The organism is Nemorincola caseinilytica, assembly GCF_039540515.1.
Taxonomy (GTDB): Bacteria; Bacteroidota; Bacteroidia; order Chitinophagales; family Chitinophagaceae; genus Nemorincola; species Nemorincola caseinilytica.
In genome coordinates, this window is the sequence record NZ_BAABFA010000024.1 from 79,604 (window position 1) to 93,853 (window position 14,250).

The 14,250-nt window shown below is 52.1% G+C and carries 16 protein-coding genes; 4 read left to right on the forward strand and 12 right to left on the reverse strand.

From position 1 onward, the window contains the following. From ABD843_RS15060 to metH, 4 genes are read right to left on the reverse strand one after another with little or no spacing between them, the layout of a single operon-like run. A complete protein-coding gene (locus ABD843_RS15060; protein ID WP_345084935.1) occupies positions 1–660 on the reverse strand; it encodes a PKD domain-containing protein in 660 nt (219 codons plus the stop codon). Positions 661–703: 43 nt separating this feature from the next. Continuing rightward, positions 704–1,420 carry a nucleotidyltransferase family protein gene (locus ABD843_RS15065; RefSeq protein ID WP_345084938.1) on the reverse strand — a complete coding sequence of 239 codons (717 nt, stop codon included), beginning with the start codon at positions 1,418–1,420 and terminating at the stop codon, positions 704–706. 54 nt (positions 1,421–1,474) lie between these two features. Continuing rightward, complete coding sequence (locus ABD843_RS15070; RefSeq protein ID WP_345084941.1) at positions 1,475–2,155, reverse strand: hypothetical protein; 681 nt, start codon at positions 2,153–2,155, stop codon at positions 1,475–1,477. A gap of 20 nt (positions 2,156–2,175) precedes the next feature. Continuing rightward, complete coding sequence (metH, locus tag ABD843_RS15075; RefSeq protein WP_345084944.1) at positions 2,176–4,899, reverse strand: methionine synthase; 2,724 nt, start codon at positions 4,897–4,899, stop codon at positions 2,176–2,178. A gap of 90 nt (positions 4,900–4,989) precedes the next feature. On the opposite strand from metH, the gene ABD843_RS15080 reads away from it, so the two are divergent. Further along, on the forward strand, positions 4,990–5,364 hold the full coding sequence (locus tag ABD843_RS15080) for a DMT family protein (protein WP_345084947.1): 375 nt from the start codon (positions 4,990–4,992) through the stop codon (positions 5,362–5,364). 216 nt (positions 5,365–5,580) lie between these two features. Here ABD843_RS15080 and ABD843_RS15085 read toward each other — a convergent pair whose 3' ends face one another. From ABD843_RS15085 to ABD843_RS15100, 4 genes are all read right to left on the reverse strand, one after another. Continuing rightward, positions 5,581–6,183, reverse strand: a complete 603-nt coding sequence (locus ABD843_RS15085; protein WP_345084950.1) for an RNA recognition motif domain-containing protein — start codon at positions 6,181–6,183, stop codon at positions 5,581–5,583. Between the two features lie 159 nt (positions 6,184–6,342). Continuing rightward, positions 6,343–7,155: a TPM domain-containing protein gene (locus ABD843_RS15090; RefSeq protein WP_345084953.1), complete on the reverse strand. Its 813-nt coding sequence runs from the start codon at positions 7,153–7,155 to the stop codon at positions 6,343–6,345. After that, entirely contained in the window at positions 7,152–7,610 is a 459-nt protein-coding gene (locus ABD843_RS15095) for a TPM domain-containing protein (RefSeq protein ID WP_345084956.1), read from the reverse strand. Before ABD843_RS15095 ends, ABD843_RS15090 begins: the two co-directional genes overlap by 4 nt. Positions 7,611–7,695: 85 nt before the next feature. Beyond that, entirely contained in the window at positions 7,696–8,277 is a 582-nt protein-coding gene (locus tag ABD843_RS15100; RefSeq protein WP_345084959.1) for a LemA family protein, read from the reverse strand. A gap of 238 nt (positions 8,278–8,515) precedes the next feature. Between ABD843_RS15100 and kynU the strand changes: the two genes are divergently transcribed. Continuing rightward, positions 8,516–9,784: a kynureninase gene (kynU, locus tag ABD843_RS15105; RefSeq protein WP_345084962.1), complete on the forward strand. Its 1,269-nt coding sequence runs from the start codon at positions 8,516–8,518 to the stop codon at positions 9,782–9,784. A 32-nt stretch (positions 9,785–9,816) separates the two neighbouring features. Here kynU and ABD843_RS15110 read toward each other — a convergent pair whose 3' ends face one another. Together ABD843_RS15110 and ABD843_RS15115 are read right to left on the reverse strand one after the other, a co-directional pair. Beyond that, on the reverse strand, positions 9,817–10,521 hold the full coding sequence (locus tag ABD843_RS15110) for a peptidase associated/transthyretin-like domain-containing protein (protein ID WP_345084965.1): 705 nt from the start codon (positions 10,519–10,521) through the stop codon (positions 9,817–9,819). A gap of 40 nt (positions 10,522–10,561) precedes the next feature. Beyond that, positions 10,562–11,197, reverse strand: a complete 636-nt coding sequence (locus ABD843_RS15115; RefSeq protein ID WP_345084968.1) for an NUDIX hydrolase — start codon at positions 11,195–11,197, stop codon at positions 10,562–10,564. 81 nt (positions 11,198–11,278) lie between these two features. On the opposite strand from ABD843_RS15115, the gene pyrE reads away from it, so the two are divergent. Together pyrE and ABD843_RS15125 are read left to right on the forward strand one after the other, a co-directional pair. Continuing rightward, positions 11,279–11,884, forward strand: coding sequence for an orotate phosphoribosyltransferase (gene pyrE, locus ABD843_RS15120; RefSeq protein WP_345084970.1), 606 nt, complete (start codon positions 11,279–11,281; stop codon positions 11,882–11,884). Between the two features lie 74 nt (positions 11,885–11,958). Further along, a complete protein-coding gene (locus ABD843_RS15125; RefSeq protein ID WP_345084973.1) occupies positions 11,959–12,234 on the forward strand; it encodes a hypothetical protein in 276 nt (91 codons plus the stop codon). Positions 12,235–12,310: 76 nt separating this feature from the next. Here the strand turns inward: ABD843_RS15125 and ABD843_RS15130 are convergent, their stop codons facing one another. Further along, positions 12,311–13,765: a hypothetical protein gene (locus ABD843_RS15130; protein ID WP_345084976.1), complete on the reverse strand. Its 1,455-nt coding sequence runs from the start codon at positions 13,763–13,765 to the stop codon at positions 12,311–12,313. Continuing rightward, entirely contained in the window at positions 13,762–14,244 is a 483-nt protein-coding gene (locus ABD843_RS15135) for a hypothetical protein (protein ID WP_345084979.1), read from the reverse strand. The genes ABD843_RS15130 and ABD843_RS15135 overlap by 4 nt, the downstream gene beginning before the upstream one ends. Between the last annotated feature and the right edge of the window lie 6 nt (positions 14,245–14,250).

Here is a 14,250-nt window from a genome sequence, read left to right on the forward strand (position 1 = left end):
TCACTGTGTATGGATGTTGATATCGTAATGGTCCGATTTTTTTCCTGACCATTTGCTCTCATAAACGGCGCTATCGCTTGCGTAGTAGTAGTATAGGTATGTACGGGCAAAAACATCCATGGAGAAGGTGAGGACCTTTGCCGCGGTGTCTATTTTCGTCAGTCTCAAAACATTTTCCGTTGCCGTGTTCGGCATTATTATCGTGCGTGCATCTTGCACATTTATTGATAATTGGGTGTCAATGGTAACATATGTATCGGTCGCTTCATAGCCTAGTTCCTTAGCTGCTCCTGCCACTGAGCCCGCCCAGCGTCTGCTGCCGGCAAGCGCAGCCGTATGAGGCGATGAGATAGGGGCTTCAACTCTCAAGCTCGTGGAGAAGCCTCTGGCGTTCATCTGGTATTCACCCGGTGAAGAATAAGTATGCTCTACGATGAACCCGCTCACATTAGGTGTGCCATCACCAAAATCCCAGGTTATCGATGATGGGTCTTTATCAATGGTATCAGAATAGTAGAACGAGTTGACATCACCGGTGAACAGGTGAGAATTGTGATGTATAAAAATTATCGGTGGGTTTTCTTCTTCCTTTTTACATGCACATATCATTCCGATGAGGAGAAATATAGGTAGTAATGATAATGTTTTTCGGGTACGCATAAGATCTATTAAGGCTGTAAAAAAATAGAAAAATACGTTTGTTCTAGGAAAAAAGATATTCTGCCTGCTCCACACTACCCGGCTTGCCCACATCTATAAAGAGGTTGCCTGTGTGGTCATAACCTTTTACCGTGTTCTTTGCGGCATGGTACAGATACACATCTATCATAGAGAATTTCCCCTCGAAGGGCATATCCTCCAGCAACTGGCCCGATACCACCTGTATACCGCTGAAGGAGTAGGGTGTAGTGCCCGCTATGTCTCTGGCTATTTTCTGTTGTCCATTGGCATTGTTCTGCCACCCGCATAGCTGCATACCTCCGTCGAATAGCAGTTGCCGCGACGATTCGCGCTGCATCACAGCCAGTGTGGCCATGACATCGCTGGCCTTGTGGGCATCTATCATCTTGCCCAGGTCCAGGTTGGTCAGTATATCTACATTCATCACCACCAGGTCGGTCTCACCGGCAAAGTAGTGTGCTGCCTTCTTCAATCCGCCTCCTGTTTCCAGCAGCATATCCGTCTCGTCCGATATGGCTATTTCGCTGCCATAGGCATCATTATCGGCTATAGCTTCCTCTATCTGGTCGGCAAAGTGATGCACATTGATGACGACCTCGTATATACCCACACGCTGCAGGTAGCGCACATTATGCTCCAGCAGCGATCTGCCGTTCACCTCGGCCAGCGCCTTCGGTGCATGGTCTGTGAATGGCTTCAGCCTTGTACCCAGGCCTGCGGCAAATATCATGGCTTTCATGATGCAGATATATATCAGTTCAATGGAAAAGTAAGCAAAGACAGGCAATAAATACTAACTGCTCACATAAACGTAGGCGCCCAGTTGTGCTATTATGCCTATTATGTAGCCCAGCCATACATCGCCCCGCTGGTGGGCGCCCAGTGCCAGTCTTGCCGACCCTATGATGCCCGCTACTATAAGGCCTACGAACAGCGGCAATATCATGTTGGCAGGACTGGTCATCAGCAGCACTATCAGTATGCCTATCATGCCACCGGCTGCCGCAGTATGCATGCTCACCTTCGTGAAGATATTGGCAAGAAAAACAAGTATGATACCCCAGAAATTGCCCCGTAGCAGCACACGCAGCGCCAGCGGCATCGCAGGCAGGTTGTTGAATACATGGCTTATCCAGAAGTAGAAGATCATGGTGGCCAGCAGGGGTATGATGCGGTCGCGCGCTGCAGGCATCCTGAAGCTGCCTATGAAGCCCAACGGCTTCATAAGCCCTATGGCGAACAGCGGGAAGAACAGGGTAGATATGCCTATACTGGCAAATAGCAGTACCACCTGTTTTGGCTGCATACCTGCAAAGCCCGCAGGTGCCAGCTTGTATATCACCAGCGCCATAGCCAGCGGCATGAACACCGGGTGAAATATCACCGATATCAAATTGGCAACTGTCTGCATGGCCGTGGCTTTTGGCTGCACGGCTTGCTCATTCACGGTGTTCGTAGCTGTTCTTTCTTCCACTTCGTTCTGTTATCTATCTATTATTCCAGCACGGGCGATAGCCAGCGGCTCAGTTCGTCTATGCTCATATTCTTGCGGCGGGCATAGTCCTGTAGCTGATCGTCGGTTATCTTGTTGATACCGAAGTAGGTGCTTTCCGGGTGGCTGAAGTACCAGCCGCATACCGATGCCGCAGGGTACATGGCCAGCGATTCTGTTAGTTCTATACCTGCCGTCTCATGTGCGTTCAGCAGGGCAAAGAGTTTGTGTTTCTCGGTATGGTCCGGGCAGGCAGGGTAGCCCGGTGCCGGGCGTATGCCCTGGTATTTCTCTTTTACCAGGTCCTCGGTGCTTATCTGCTCATCCGGCACATAGCCCCACCATTCGGTGCGTGTACGCTTGTGCAGTACCTCTGCAAACGCCTCTGCCAGTCGGTCGGCCAGTGCCTGCAGCATTATCTTGTTATAGTCGTCGTGGTCGGCCATAAAGCGTTTCAAGTGTGGCTCTATGCCATGTATGCTCACCGCGAATGCGCCTATGAAGTCCGCCTCATGTTTGCCATCTTGCGTGTGCGCGCAGGGCTTTATAAAGTCTGCCAGCGAATAGTTGGGTTGTCCTGCAGCCTTCTTTATCTGCTGGCGCAGCATTTCCAGTGTTGCCAGTTTATTGCCCGCCTCGTCGCGTACCGATATCGTATCGGCGCTCTTCTTATGCGCCTCCCAGAAGCCCACCACACCGCGAGCTGTCAGCCACTTTTCGGTCACTATCTTGTCCAGCAGGGCATTGGCATCATTGTATAGTTTGGTGGCCTCTGCGCCTACATTGGCGTCGCTCAGTATGTCGGGGAATTTGCCCCTCATCTCCCACGATATAAAGAATGGCCCCCAGTCTATATACTGGCGTATCTCTGCCAGGTCATAGGCTTCAAATACCGTTACACCCATCTTCTTGGGTCTGGGTGGGGTATAGTTGCTCCAGTCTATCTTCACGGGGTTGGCCTGCGCATCGGCGAACGACAGGTACTGCTTCACCGTCTTCTTGTTCTCAAAGTCCTCGCGCAGTTTGCCGTACTCGGTATCCAGCCCTTGCAGGAAGGTCCCTTTCTGGTCTTTGTTCAGCAGGCTGCCTGCCACCGTCACGCTGCGGCTGGCATCCAGCACATGCACCACGCCCTCGCTATATTGCGGAGCGATCTTCACTGCCGTATGCATACGGCTGGTAGTGGCACCGCCTATCATCAGCGGCTGTTTCATGCCGCGGCGTTTCATCTCCTTGGCCACATGCACCATCTCGTCGAGCGATGGGGTTATCAGTCCGCTCAGGCCTATTATATCCACTTTCTCGCGCTGTGCCGTGTCCAGTATCTTGTCGGCGGGCACCATCACACCCAGGTCCAGCACTTCGTAGCCATTACAGCCCAGCACTACGCCTACTATGTTCTTGCCTATATCATGCACATCGCCCTTCACGGTGGCCATCAGTATCCTGGCCGCGCCTGCGGCCTCTTCGGCCGTAGTGCCTGCCGCAAGGTGTGCAAGGCGTTTTTCTTCTTTCTCTGCCTCTATGAATGGGAAAAGGTAGGCTACGCTCTTCTTCATCACGCGGGCACTCTTTACCACCTGCGGCAAGAACATCTTGCCACTGCCAAAGAGGTCGCCTACTACGTTCATGCCGTCCATCAGCGGGCCTTCTATCACATCCAGCGGACGTGGGTATTTCTGCCGCGCCTCTTCCGTATCATTGTCTATATGGTCGGTTATACCGTTCACCAGCGCATGTTTCAGGCGTTCTTCTACCGTAGTGGCGCGCCACACATCATCCTTCTTCTCTTCCTTGCCTTTGGCCTTTACCGTCTCTGCAAATGTTATCAGTTTTTCTGTGGCTTCGGGGTTGCGGTTCAGTATCACATCCTCGCACAGTTCGCGCAGCGCTGGCTCTATCTCGTCATATACCACCAGCGCGCCGGCGTTCACTATACCCATATCCATACCCGCTTTTATGGCGTAGTACAGGAATACGCTATGCATGGCCTCACGCACCACATCGTTCCCGCGGAACGAGAACGATATATTGCTCACACCACCGCTTACGCGCGTCAGTGGCATTTTTTGTTTTACTATACGCGTAGCCTCTATGAAGTCCACGCCGTAGTTGTTATGCTCTTCTATACCGGTAGCTATCGCAAAAATGTTCAGGTCGAAGATGATGTCCTGCGGCCTGAAGCCCACCTTGTTCACCAGTATGCCATATGCACGTTCACATATGTCCACCCTGCGTTGCAGGGTATCGGCCTGGCCATGCTCGTCAAAGGCCATCACTATCACCGATGCCCCATAGTTCAGGCATGCCTCGGCCTGCTCCACGAATTTCTCTTCCCCTTCCTTCAGCGATATCGAGTTCACTATGCATTTGCCCTGTATACACTTCAGCCCTGCCTCTATTATAGCGAATTTCGACGAGTCCAGCATTATAGGTATGCGGGCTATATCAGGTTCGGCTTGCAGCAGGTTCACATAGGTCACCATTGCCTGCACGCCGTCCAGCAGCGCATCGTCCATGTTTATGTCAAGTATCTGTGCGCCGTTCTCTACCTGCTGGCGTGCTACAGACAGTGCCTCCTCATACTTTCCCTCGCGTATCAGCCTCGCGAATTTCTTCGATCCTGTCACATTCGTTCGTTCGCCTACATTCACAAAGTTGGTCTCCGGGCGCACTACAAGGGGTTCCAGTCCGCTCAGTCTCAAAAAAGGTCTTATTTCTGGCATCTGTTATATTTTGGGAAAAACTGTGCAAAGGTAGTTGTTTGCCCATTAAAATAGGGCACTTATGAAACCTCGCCCCCAAAGGGTAACTTTATGCCCATGAAGGCAGTTACCACCATCGTTCTACTGGTCATATCCAATATATTCATGACGTTCGCCTGGTATGGCCACCTGAAGCTGAAGGATATAGAATGGTTCCGCAACCCAGGCCTTTTCACGGTCATACTCATGAGCTGGGGCATGGCTTTCTTCGAATATGTTTTCCAGGTACCTGCCAACCGCATCGGCTTCAAAGGGCAGGGTGGGCCGTTCAGCCTGGTAGAGCTGAAGACCATACAAGAGGCCATCACCCTCATCATATTCATGATATTCTCTGCCGTTGTCTTCAAACAACGCTTCGAGTGGAACCACATAGTAGGATTCGCACTCATTGTGATAGCTGTATATGTTATCTTCCGTAAATGGTGATCCGCTGCTTTCTATACTAAAATGTACTTTTTACCGATGGTCGAACAGCCATCTATTACAAGAGACCTCAAAACATGTTAACTCCTTCCCACCTCCCCGCGGGGGAGGCCGGGAGGGGCTTAATGCAAATAGCGCTCAGCGCATCGCCTCACTCCTCCAATGAGGGTTAGGGATAAGCTGAACGCTACATGATCAGTATATTCGGTATGGCCTTACTTACAGCTTGTTGAAATCGTCGCTGTTCGTATTGCTTATATTGCTGTCGGCATTGCCATAGCGCGGCCTGTCGTTATTGTACGATGGCCTGTCGTTGTTATAAGACCTGTCATTATTGTAAGACCTGTCGTTATTGTACGATGGACGGTCATTATTGTACTGCCTGTCGTTATTATATGGCCTGTCGTTGTTGTACGGCCTGTTGTTGTTATAACCGCCGCCGCCTTGCCTGTTGTAGCCACCACCGCCCTGGCGGTCGTTGTTATAGCCACCCGGCCTTTTGTTGTAGCCGCCGCCACCGCCTTGCCTGTTGTTATTGTAGCCACCCGGCCTGCTGTTGCCGCCGCCGCCGGTGCCGGTATTGCTCTGCTTGGCCTCTTTTACATTTATGATGTTGCCTTCAAAGTAGCTCATGTCCAGGTTGTCTATGGCATCATAGCTATGGCCCTTATCGGCCATCTCCACAAAGCCAAAGCAGCGCGATGCGCCTGTAGCATTGTCGAATATCACTTTTGAAGAGGTCACCTCGCCAAATGTTGCGAACAGGGTCCTCAGGTTATCGGCTCGTGTGTCAGGGTGCAGATTGCTTACGAATAAATTCATGACCGTGTGAGTTGTATTTAAAAGTTCTCTGCACCATTTTTTAGCTCAGGCGCAGCCTGTGAAAGGGTTCACAAGATACGCATTTCTTTCGTACTTATAACGGTGCATTAGCTGTATTAAGATTTCTTTATCAAAGGCCAAAATCCCGAAGGTGTCCTCTTACCAGCTGCCGCCGGCACCGCCGCCTCCGCTGCTGCCGCCACCAAAGCCACCAAAACCACCTCCTCCACCACCAAAGCCACCGCCGCCCCAGCCACTGCTGCGGCCACCGCCACCCAGCATATTGCCCAGTATCCAGCCGGTGGCCAGGTCGTCTATACCTGTTCTGCGGTATTGCCTGCGGCCGCCGCCACCGCCGCCTTTTTTAATGATGCTCGCTATCACCACCACTATTATCACTATTATGGCCCCGGTAGGGAAGCGTTTCCCCTCACCCCTTATGCCATCGCTCTTGTACTCGTCGCGGGTCACGGCTATTATGGCATCCGTAGCATTGTCCAGCCCGGTATAGTAGTCCTTTTCTTTAAAGGCCGGCCTTAGCTCATTGCGGAAAATGCGCGATGTCTTTGCATCTGTCAGTACGCCTTCCAGCCCCTTGCCTGTGGTTATCCATGCCTTGCGGTCGTTGGGCGCCACCAGCAGCAGCACGCCATTGTTCTTGCCTTTCTGCCCTATGCCCCAGGCGTTGAACACCTTCACTGCATAGTCCGACACATCATAGTCGTTCAGGGTAGGTACCGTCAGCACCGTTATCTGGGTCGATGTCGTTCTGTCAAAGCCCTCCAGCTTATGCTCCAGCCTTTCTTCCTGGGCCGGGTCCAGTATACCCGCCAGGTCGTTCACCAGGCGTGGTGGCGTAGGCCTCGGTGGAAAGAGGCTTTCCTTTGCCCAGGCACCTGTGCCTGCCAGCATCACCAGCAGTGCCAGCGCCCATGTCCTTAGCAGCCTGCCATATGTTGTCCTGTGCATCATTTTCCAAATACTATTTCGTCAGGCAATTCGTTTTTCGTAATGTTCGGGTCGGCCGGGAAATGCGTGGCCAGGGCATTGCCCAGTTCGTCTATGCAGTTGCACAGCCCCAGCGTATACTCGCCATTGCGCATATGCCCGCTCAGTGTGGCCGCCGCCTTTTGCCAGAATTCGGGTCCGCCGGCCAGCTCATATATGGCCTTGTCGCCGAACAGGGCGAACTGCCTGTCGTCGTACGCCACATACACTATCACTGCATTGCGCATCACCGTCTTTTCCATGCCCATCTGCACAAAGAGCTCCTTCGCACGGTCCATGGCGTCCACATAGGTACACTGCGGCTCCATGAATACCCTTATCTCTCCCGTGGTCCTGCTTTCAGCATTGGCTATGCAGGCCACCACCTTTTTTTGCGACCCCTCATCCAGGAAGTCCTTGCGTGGCGATAGTGAGAACATCTTTTTACGGTTTTAATGGTGAATGGCTATTGGTGAAAGTTCACCGGGGCCGTATCATACGGCCCCGGCAACAGTATATCCTATCTTAGAATTTCACTTCAGGCGCTTTTTCGCTGCCTGCCTCGGCCTGGTACATGGTCATTTCCTTGAAGTGGAACATACCTGCCATCATCACACCGGGAAAGTTGGTGATCTTCACGTTATACTCCTTTACGGCCTCGTTAAAGGCATCGCGCGATACTTTTATGCGGTTCTCGGTACCCTCCAACTGGCTCTGCAGGTCGCGGAAGCTCTCGTTGGCCTTTAGCTCGGGGTACTGCTCCGATACCACCATCAGCCTGCCCAGCGCCTGGCTCAGTTGCCCCTGCGACTGCTGGAACTGCTGCAGCTTCTCAGGCGTCATATCCTTCGGGTCTATCTTTATGGCCGTAGCGCTGGCCCTTGCCTGTATCACCTGCGTCAGTGTGGTCTGCTCAAAGTTGGCCACACCCTTCACTGTAGCCACCAGGTTGGGTATCAGGTCGGCACGGCGCTGGTAGCTGCTCTGTACATCGGCCCATTTCTGCTGGGCCTCTTTCTGGGCAGTGTTCATACCATTGTAGCTGCTGCAACCGCCCATCAGCAGTATGGCAACGATAACACCGAAAATAATTAAACCTTTGTTCATGTGTTTTAGAATTTGATGTCAAAAGTACGCCACACATACCGCACCGCCCAACCCCTAGTAGGTGAATGCGGTTAAAATATCGGTAATTGTAAACTGGGGGAGTATGAATGGAGGTGTTCTAGAGTTCACTCACATACTAATGACTTTCTACTTTCGTCTTTCTACTAACGAAAAACAACCATTCGCACACCGTTTCTCACTACGGCACACTACTTTTGCAGCCAAATAGCACATACACATGCCTGCAGTATACGAAGCCACGCTCGACTATGCACGGTCGCAAGACCAGGTAGACACGCTTTTCCCCTTCCGGGAGCGGTTCCTCTTCCCACAGCATAATGATGAGGATGTTCGTTATTTCTGCGGCAACTCACTGGGCCTGCAGCCCAAAAGTGTAGAATACCTCATGACCCGCGAGTTGCGCGACTGGGCCCGCTATGGGGTAGAAGGGCACTTCCGTGCAGGTTATCCATGGTTCTCTTACCACCACTTTTTTACCGAGCGCCTTGCAAAGCTAGTGGGCGCGCAGAAGGATGAAGTAGTGGCCATGAATGCCCTTACGGTGAACCTGCACCTGCTCATGCTATCGTTCTACAGGCCCACACCGGGTAGGTACAAGATACTCATGGAGGCCGGCGCCTTCCCCTCCGATCAGTATGCTATAGAGACCCAGGTGCGCATGTATGGCTACGACCCCGCCGATGCTATCGTAGAGATAGCCCCGCGCGAGGGCGCTCACCTCATAGAGCATGAGGATATACTAAAGGGTATAGCCGATTCCGGCGAAACACTTGCCCTCGTTATGATAGGCGGTGTCAACTATTACACCGGCCAGTTCTTCGACCTGGCAGGTATCACGGCCGCTGCACATGCCGTAGGCGCTTATTGCGGTTTCGATCTGGCACATGCCGTAGGCAATGTCTCCCTTAGCCTCCACGATTGGGATGTGGATTTTGCCTGCTGGTGCTCTTACAAATACCTCAATTCCGGGCCCGGTGGGGTAGGCGGTGCCTTTGTTCACCAGCGCCATGGCAACGATCCTGCTATGTTCCGCCTGGCAGGCTGGTGGGGCAATGGCGAGGAGAACCGCTTCAAGATGCAGAAGGGCTTTCACCCCCAGCCCGGCGCGGCCGGATGGCAAATGAGCAATGCGCCCGTCTTCAATATGGTGGCCCATAATGCCGCGCTCGATATCTTCGATAAGGCAGGTATGGACGCGCTGCGCCGCAAGAGTGTACACCTTACAGGCTATATGGAGTACCTGCTGCGCCAGGTGGCCCACCTCGATTTCGAGGTCATCACGCCCACCGACCCCGAGAGGCGCGGCTGCCAGCTATCGCTGCTCTTCGGTGCCAATGGCCGCCAGGTGTTCGATACCCTTACCGAGAACGGTGTAGTGGCCGACTGGCGTGAACCCAATGTGATACGCATAGCCCCGGTGCCATTATACAACACTTACGAAGACTGCTACAGGCTCTACGAGCTGATGGTGAGTGTGGAAGAATAAATGAGGTACCGTAGGGAATGTCCGGCATTCCGTTACCTGGGGCTTATCGCCCTGTCTCTGCTGCGGAAGCGGTAAGCGCTGTTCTTGATATAGGTAAAGAACGTATACTCGTTCATGCTGCTCACCTGCTCATATGTGGGCCTGAAGCGTATCATGAATTTCGCCAGGCTATCGTTCTTCAGCCCCGTCACGCGGCTCACCATCTCCGGGGAGAACCTGTGGTCCACATACTTTTCCCGCTCTTTTTCCGCATACATGTCCTGGAACTCCCACATCGCCTTGTTGCGGGCGCTCAGGGCAGAGAAAGGTGACTTTATCTTCTCTATCGCAGACATGCGCGGAAACGCCAGCACATGGCCATACAGCTCCCGCGATCGTATGCTGTCTCTGCGGTAGTCGCCGGTGCCGGCCAGCATATGGTCGTCCATTACAGGTGTTGCAGGGCGCTCCATTATTATTCGGAAGAAAGTAGGTACATACCCATGCGGTATGCGCACACGCGTCACCTTATAGCCGGGTATACGAAATTCCAGCAGCTCGCCCGATGCACCCGCTATCACAAAGGTGCCATCTATGCCCGCGCTGGTGTGTATGTCGTTATGTATATTGTTTATAGACACGCCGGGCAGGGGCTTTTTGCTTTCCATTTCCAGCACCTCGCCATGTATCAGTTGCGCCAGGCAGGCGTTGCACAGCAGTGTGCTCAACAATATGGATATCAGTACCCTTGCGTGCATTAGGTATGTTGAGCAGGCAAAGTAAGTAATATAGCGCAGCTTACCACTTGCACCCGGCCGTTTTTAACACTTCTCTTATAGCCTCGTACGCGCGCCCGGCAAAAAGGCTCATTTCCTTTTCGGCCACCCAGCGAGCCTCCAGTATGTTCTCTTCCTTCTGTGGCCGCAGCTTTTCTTCCGATGAGCCGCTCATGGTATACCATACTGTTTGTTTCAGGTATTGGTCACCATCCTGGCTATATATGTGGTAGCTGTCGCACAGGTGGGCGCGCAGGGTCAGCCGGTGCAGGCCGGTCTCTTCGCTCACCTCTCGCAGGGCGCACTCGGCTATGTCCTCGCCATCGTCCAGCTTGCCTTTGGGCAGGTCCCATTTGCCGCGCCTGAATATCATCAGCAGTGCTCCCTGTTCGTTGAACACCAGCCCACCGCCTGCCTGTATGGGCTGGTACATGGCCTGTAGCTGGTCTATGAGCGCGGTCTCCGATATATCCTCTATTATGGCCCCCGGACTTCCGGGGCGGTCCATCACCTGTAGCGCCTGCAAAAAGCTGCGCGGTGTGGCCCCACTGAAATACTGGTACATCTCGGCTACCGGGTAGGCCTCCAGGTATGCTTCATGGTCGGTGGTGAGCACAAGCGGTTTGTCATTATAATATATCTTCCGGAAAAAGATCATTGTGCTGTTTTTTTGAAGGCTTGCCGATCTGGTGTAGGTTTGCACCGTATGAGCACACCAAAACAATTCGCTGAAAAATTATTGCAAATTAAGGCATTACAGGTCAACCTGCAAAAACCATACACATGGGCCTCCGGCTGGCGTTCGCCCGTTTATTGCGACAACCGCAAGGTGCTGTCTCACCCATATGTGCGCGACTTCGTGAAGAGCGAGCTGGCCAACATGATACTCGACAAATTTCCCGATGCTGATGTGATAGCCGGTGTGGCCACTGCAGGTATAGCGCATGGCGTTATGGCCGCCGACCTGCTGAAACTACCTTTCGTATATGTACGCGCCAAGCCCAAGGAGCATGGCATGGGCAACCAGATAGAGGGTGAGCTGGCCCCGGGCAAGAAGGTAGTAGTGGTAGAGGACCTCATATCTACCGGCAAGAGCAGCTTGCAGGTGGTAGATGCCCTCAGGGCACATGGCGCCGATGTGGTAGGCATGTGTGGCCTGTTCACCTATGGCTTTCCCGTGGCCGACGATGCTTTTGCACAGGCAGGGCTGCCACTTTACACCATCAGCAACTATACCGCACTGATGGAAGTGGCCGAAGAGCAGCAACTGGTGCGCCCCGAAGATAAAGAGGTGCTGGCCATGTGGCGCAAAGACCCTGCTAGCTGGCAACCGCCTGTTATGTAGCATTTTGTTATGCTACACCCTTTTTATTATTTGAAATAAATACTACATTTACACCACTAACCGTGTATCTGAATATGAAAAGATCGTTCGCCATTACGGCCATACTGTTGTCGGGCATACTGTACCTTGCATCATGCAACAAGGGCGATGATAATCCGTATAAGAATTGGAAATGTACCTGCTTCGTTACCCAGTTCTATTATATCGATACTGTCAAAAAGACCTTCTTCGATACCGTGACGCTTAAGGCCGATAATATGGATAAGAATTCAGCTACATCGTTCTGCACCAGCGCCCAGACGGGCTATTTAGATACGTTCGGCAGTTTTGCCAAGTGTACCCTCAAATAATTTCTTTTTGGTATAAGACATAAAGTAAGGGCAGATCTGAAGATCTGCCCTTTATCTTTGGTAGCGCACTGCCCGGTTATTTTTTCCCTTTTACCTGCTTTGGTGCAGGTGTGGCCCTTTCTGCAGGTGCGGCGGCCACTGTACCTTTTTGGGTAGCTGCTTCTTCTTTTCTCCTCAGGTAGGCCGATAATTTCTGCAGAATGCCGCTATGCGCCATATACAGCACCATCAGGGGAATGAGCTTGAAAAGGCCGCGCTTGGCAGAGTTGATGACCGTATGGCTGGGTATAAGGAAACACAGCAGGCCCAGCGTCAGGAACACTACCAGCACACCCCAAAGGGCCAGCCCGCCATCTTTACTGAATTTGCGTGTCGCCACTATATCTATACCCAGCACCGCCAGGAAGAAAATGTAGAAATGTGCGAACACCTGTTCTCCCTTCGATGAGAACATAAGGTCCATCAGCAGTTCTTTGTACCTGGCAAAAAGCTCCGATACATTGGTCATATCATGGTTCAGCAGGTCTCCCAGCTTGAACTCTGCAGGTACCAGGTTCCTGATGAACACATTGCTGAGTATGAAGTTGAACAGCAGAGGCCCTGCCATGAACACCGCGGCCCTTATGGCTATCTTTTTCAGCGGCATTTTGGCCCTGTACTGGTACCATGCCATCAGCACCACTACCACGGCGGCCAGCACCAGCGTTTCCGATCGTATATAGGTGGCCATGCCAAAAAGGAAGGTTACCCACAGCAGTTCGTTCATACGGTCGTTATCCAGGTATCGCATCATAAAGTAGAAACCGGCGAAGAAGAATATCATATTACTGTAGTCGTACAGTATGATGTAGGTATAGGCAAAAAGGTCGGGTATGGCAAAGTATATCAGCATCAGTATACCCGCCAGCAATGGGTGTACAATGCTGCGTATGAGCGTATACAGCCATGTGGTGAATGCTATGAACAACACACTGAGCCATAGCTGCCCGAAGGGTAGCACCAGCATCTTGTATATCACCTGCAGACCGGTGATGAAGGGCGATTTGAACATGTTGTTGGCAGCGCCATTCAGCCTGTAGTCTACCGAGAATACCGAGTTGCGCATGGTATGCTCCTTTACTGTGAATTCTGCTATCAGCTCTGTACCCGTAAGCACATCGCGCGGGGTAGGGGGGAAGTACCAGCAGCGCCATACGCTCACTGCTGCCAGGCCCAGGAAAATGAGGATGAACGGCAGCTCATACAGTTGTGGCAGCTCCAGCCGGGGCATTTTGGTCTGCTTTATGTTCAGTAGCAGTGGTATGGAGAACAATACTGCCGAGCCGGCCAGCCATGCGTACATATTAGGCACGGTAATGGGCACATGCAGCAGTTCCATGATACAGGGCACCATAGAGTGTACGGTGACACCGCAGATGAGGGAAAAACAGAAAAGTGCCACGGCCGTCATCTCTACCCTGAACAGGCGTACGATGCCGCGACCGGTGAAATAGTGTGCGAACAATAGGAATATGAGTCCGGTGAGGTTCATAGGTCTAGCTTATATTTTTTATATATATCCAGTAGTTTGTGCAGTTCCTCTTGGTTGGGTATTCTCTGTATCATCACCTTGCCGTTATTATCGGGCAGCAGGGCGCAGTTGGCCTTTTCCACATCAGGGCTGTCGTACCATACTGCCTTTTTACCGGTGAGGTAGTAGTATACCGTTGGCTCCACTACGTTCAGCCCGTTCACACCTCTTTCTTTCAGAAATTTCTCGGGTGGCAGCAGCAACAGGGGAGAATCCAGCTTCAGTTTCGGATACATACTAACGAATTCGTTATATATGACGTAGGAAGAGCCATAGCGCGCTGCCTTGCGCTGCTCTACGCTCAGTTGGTCCTTTACCGTAAAGTAGCTGATAGATTGGTTGAATATGTTGGTGTCCAGCCAGTTCTTATAGAATGGTATGTTGAAGAACAGCACTATTGCCAGAACAGCTATGAGTGTAAGGTTTATCTTGAAGTGCATTATCCG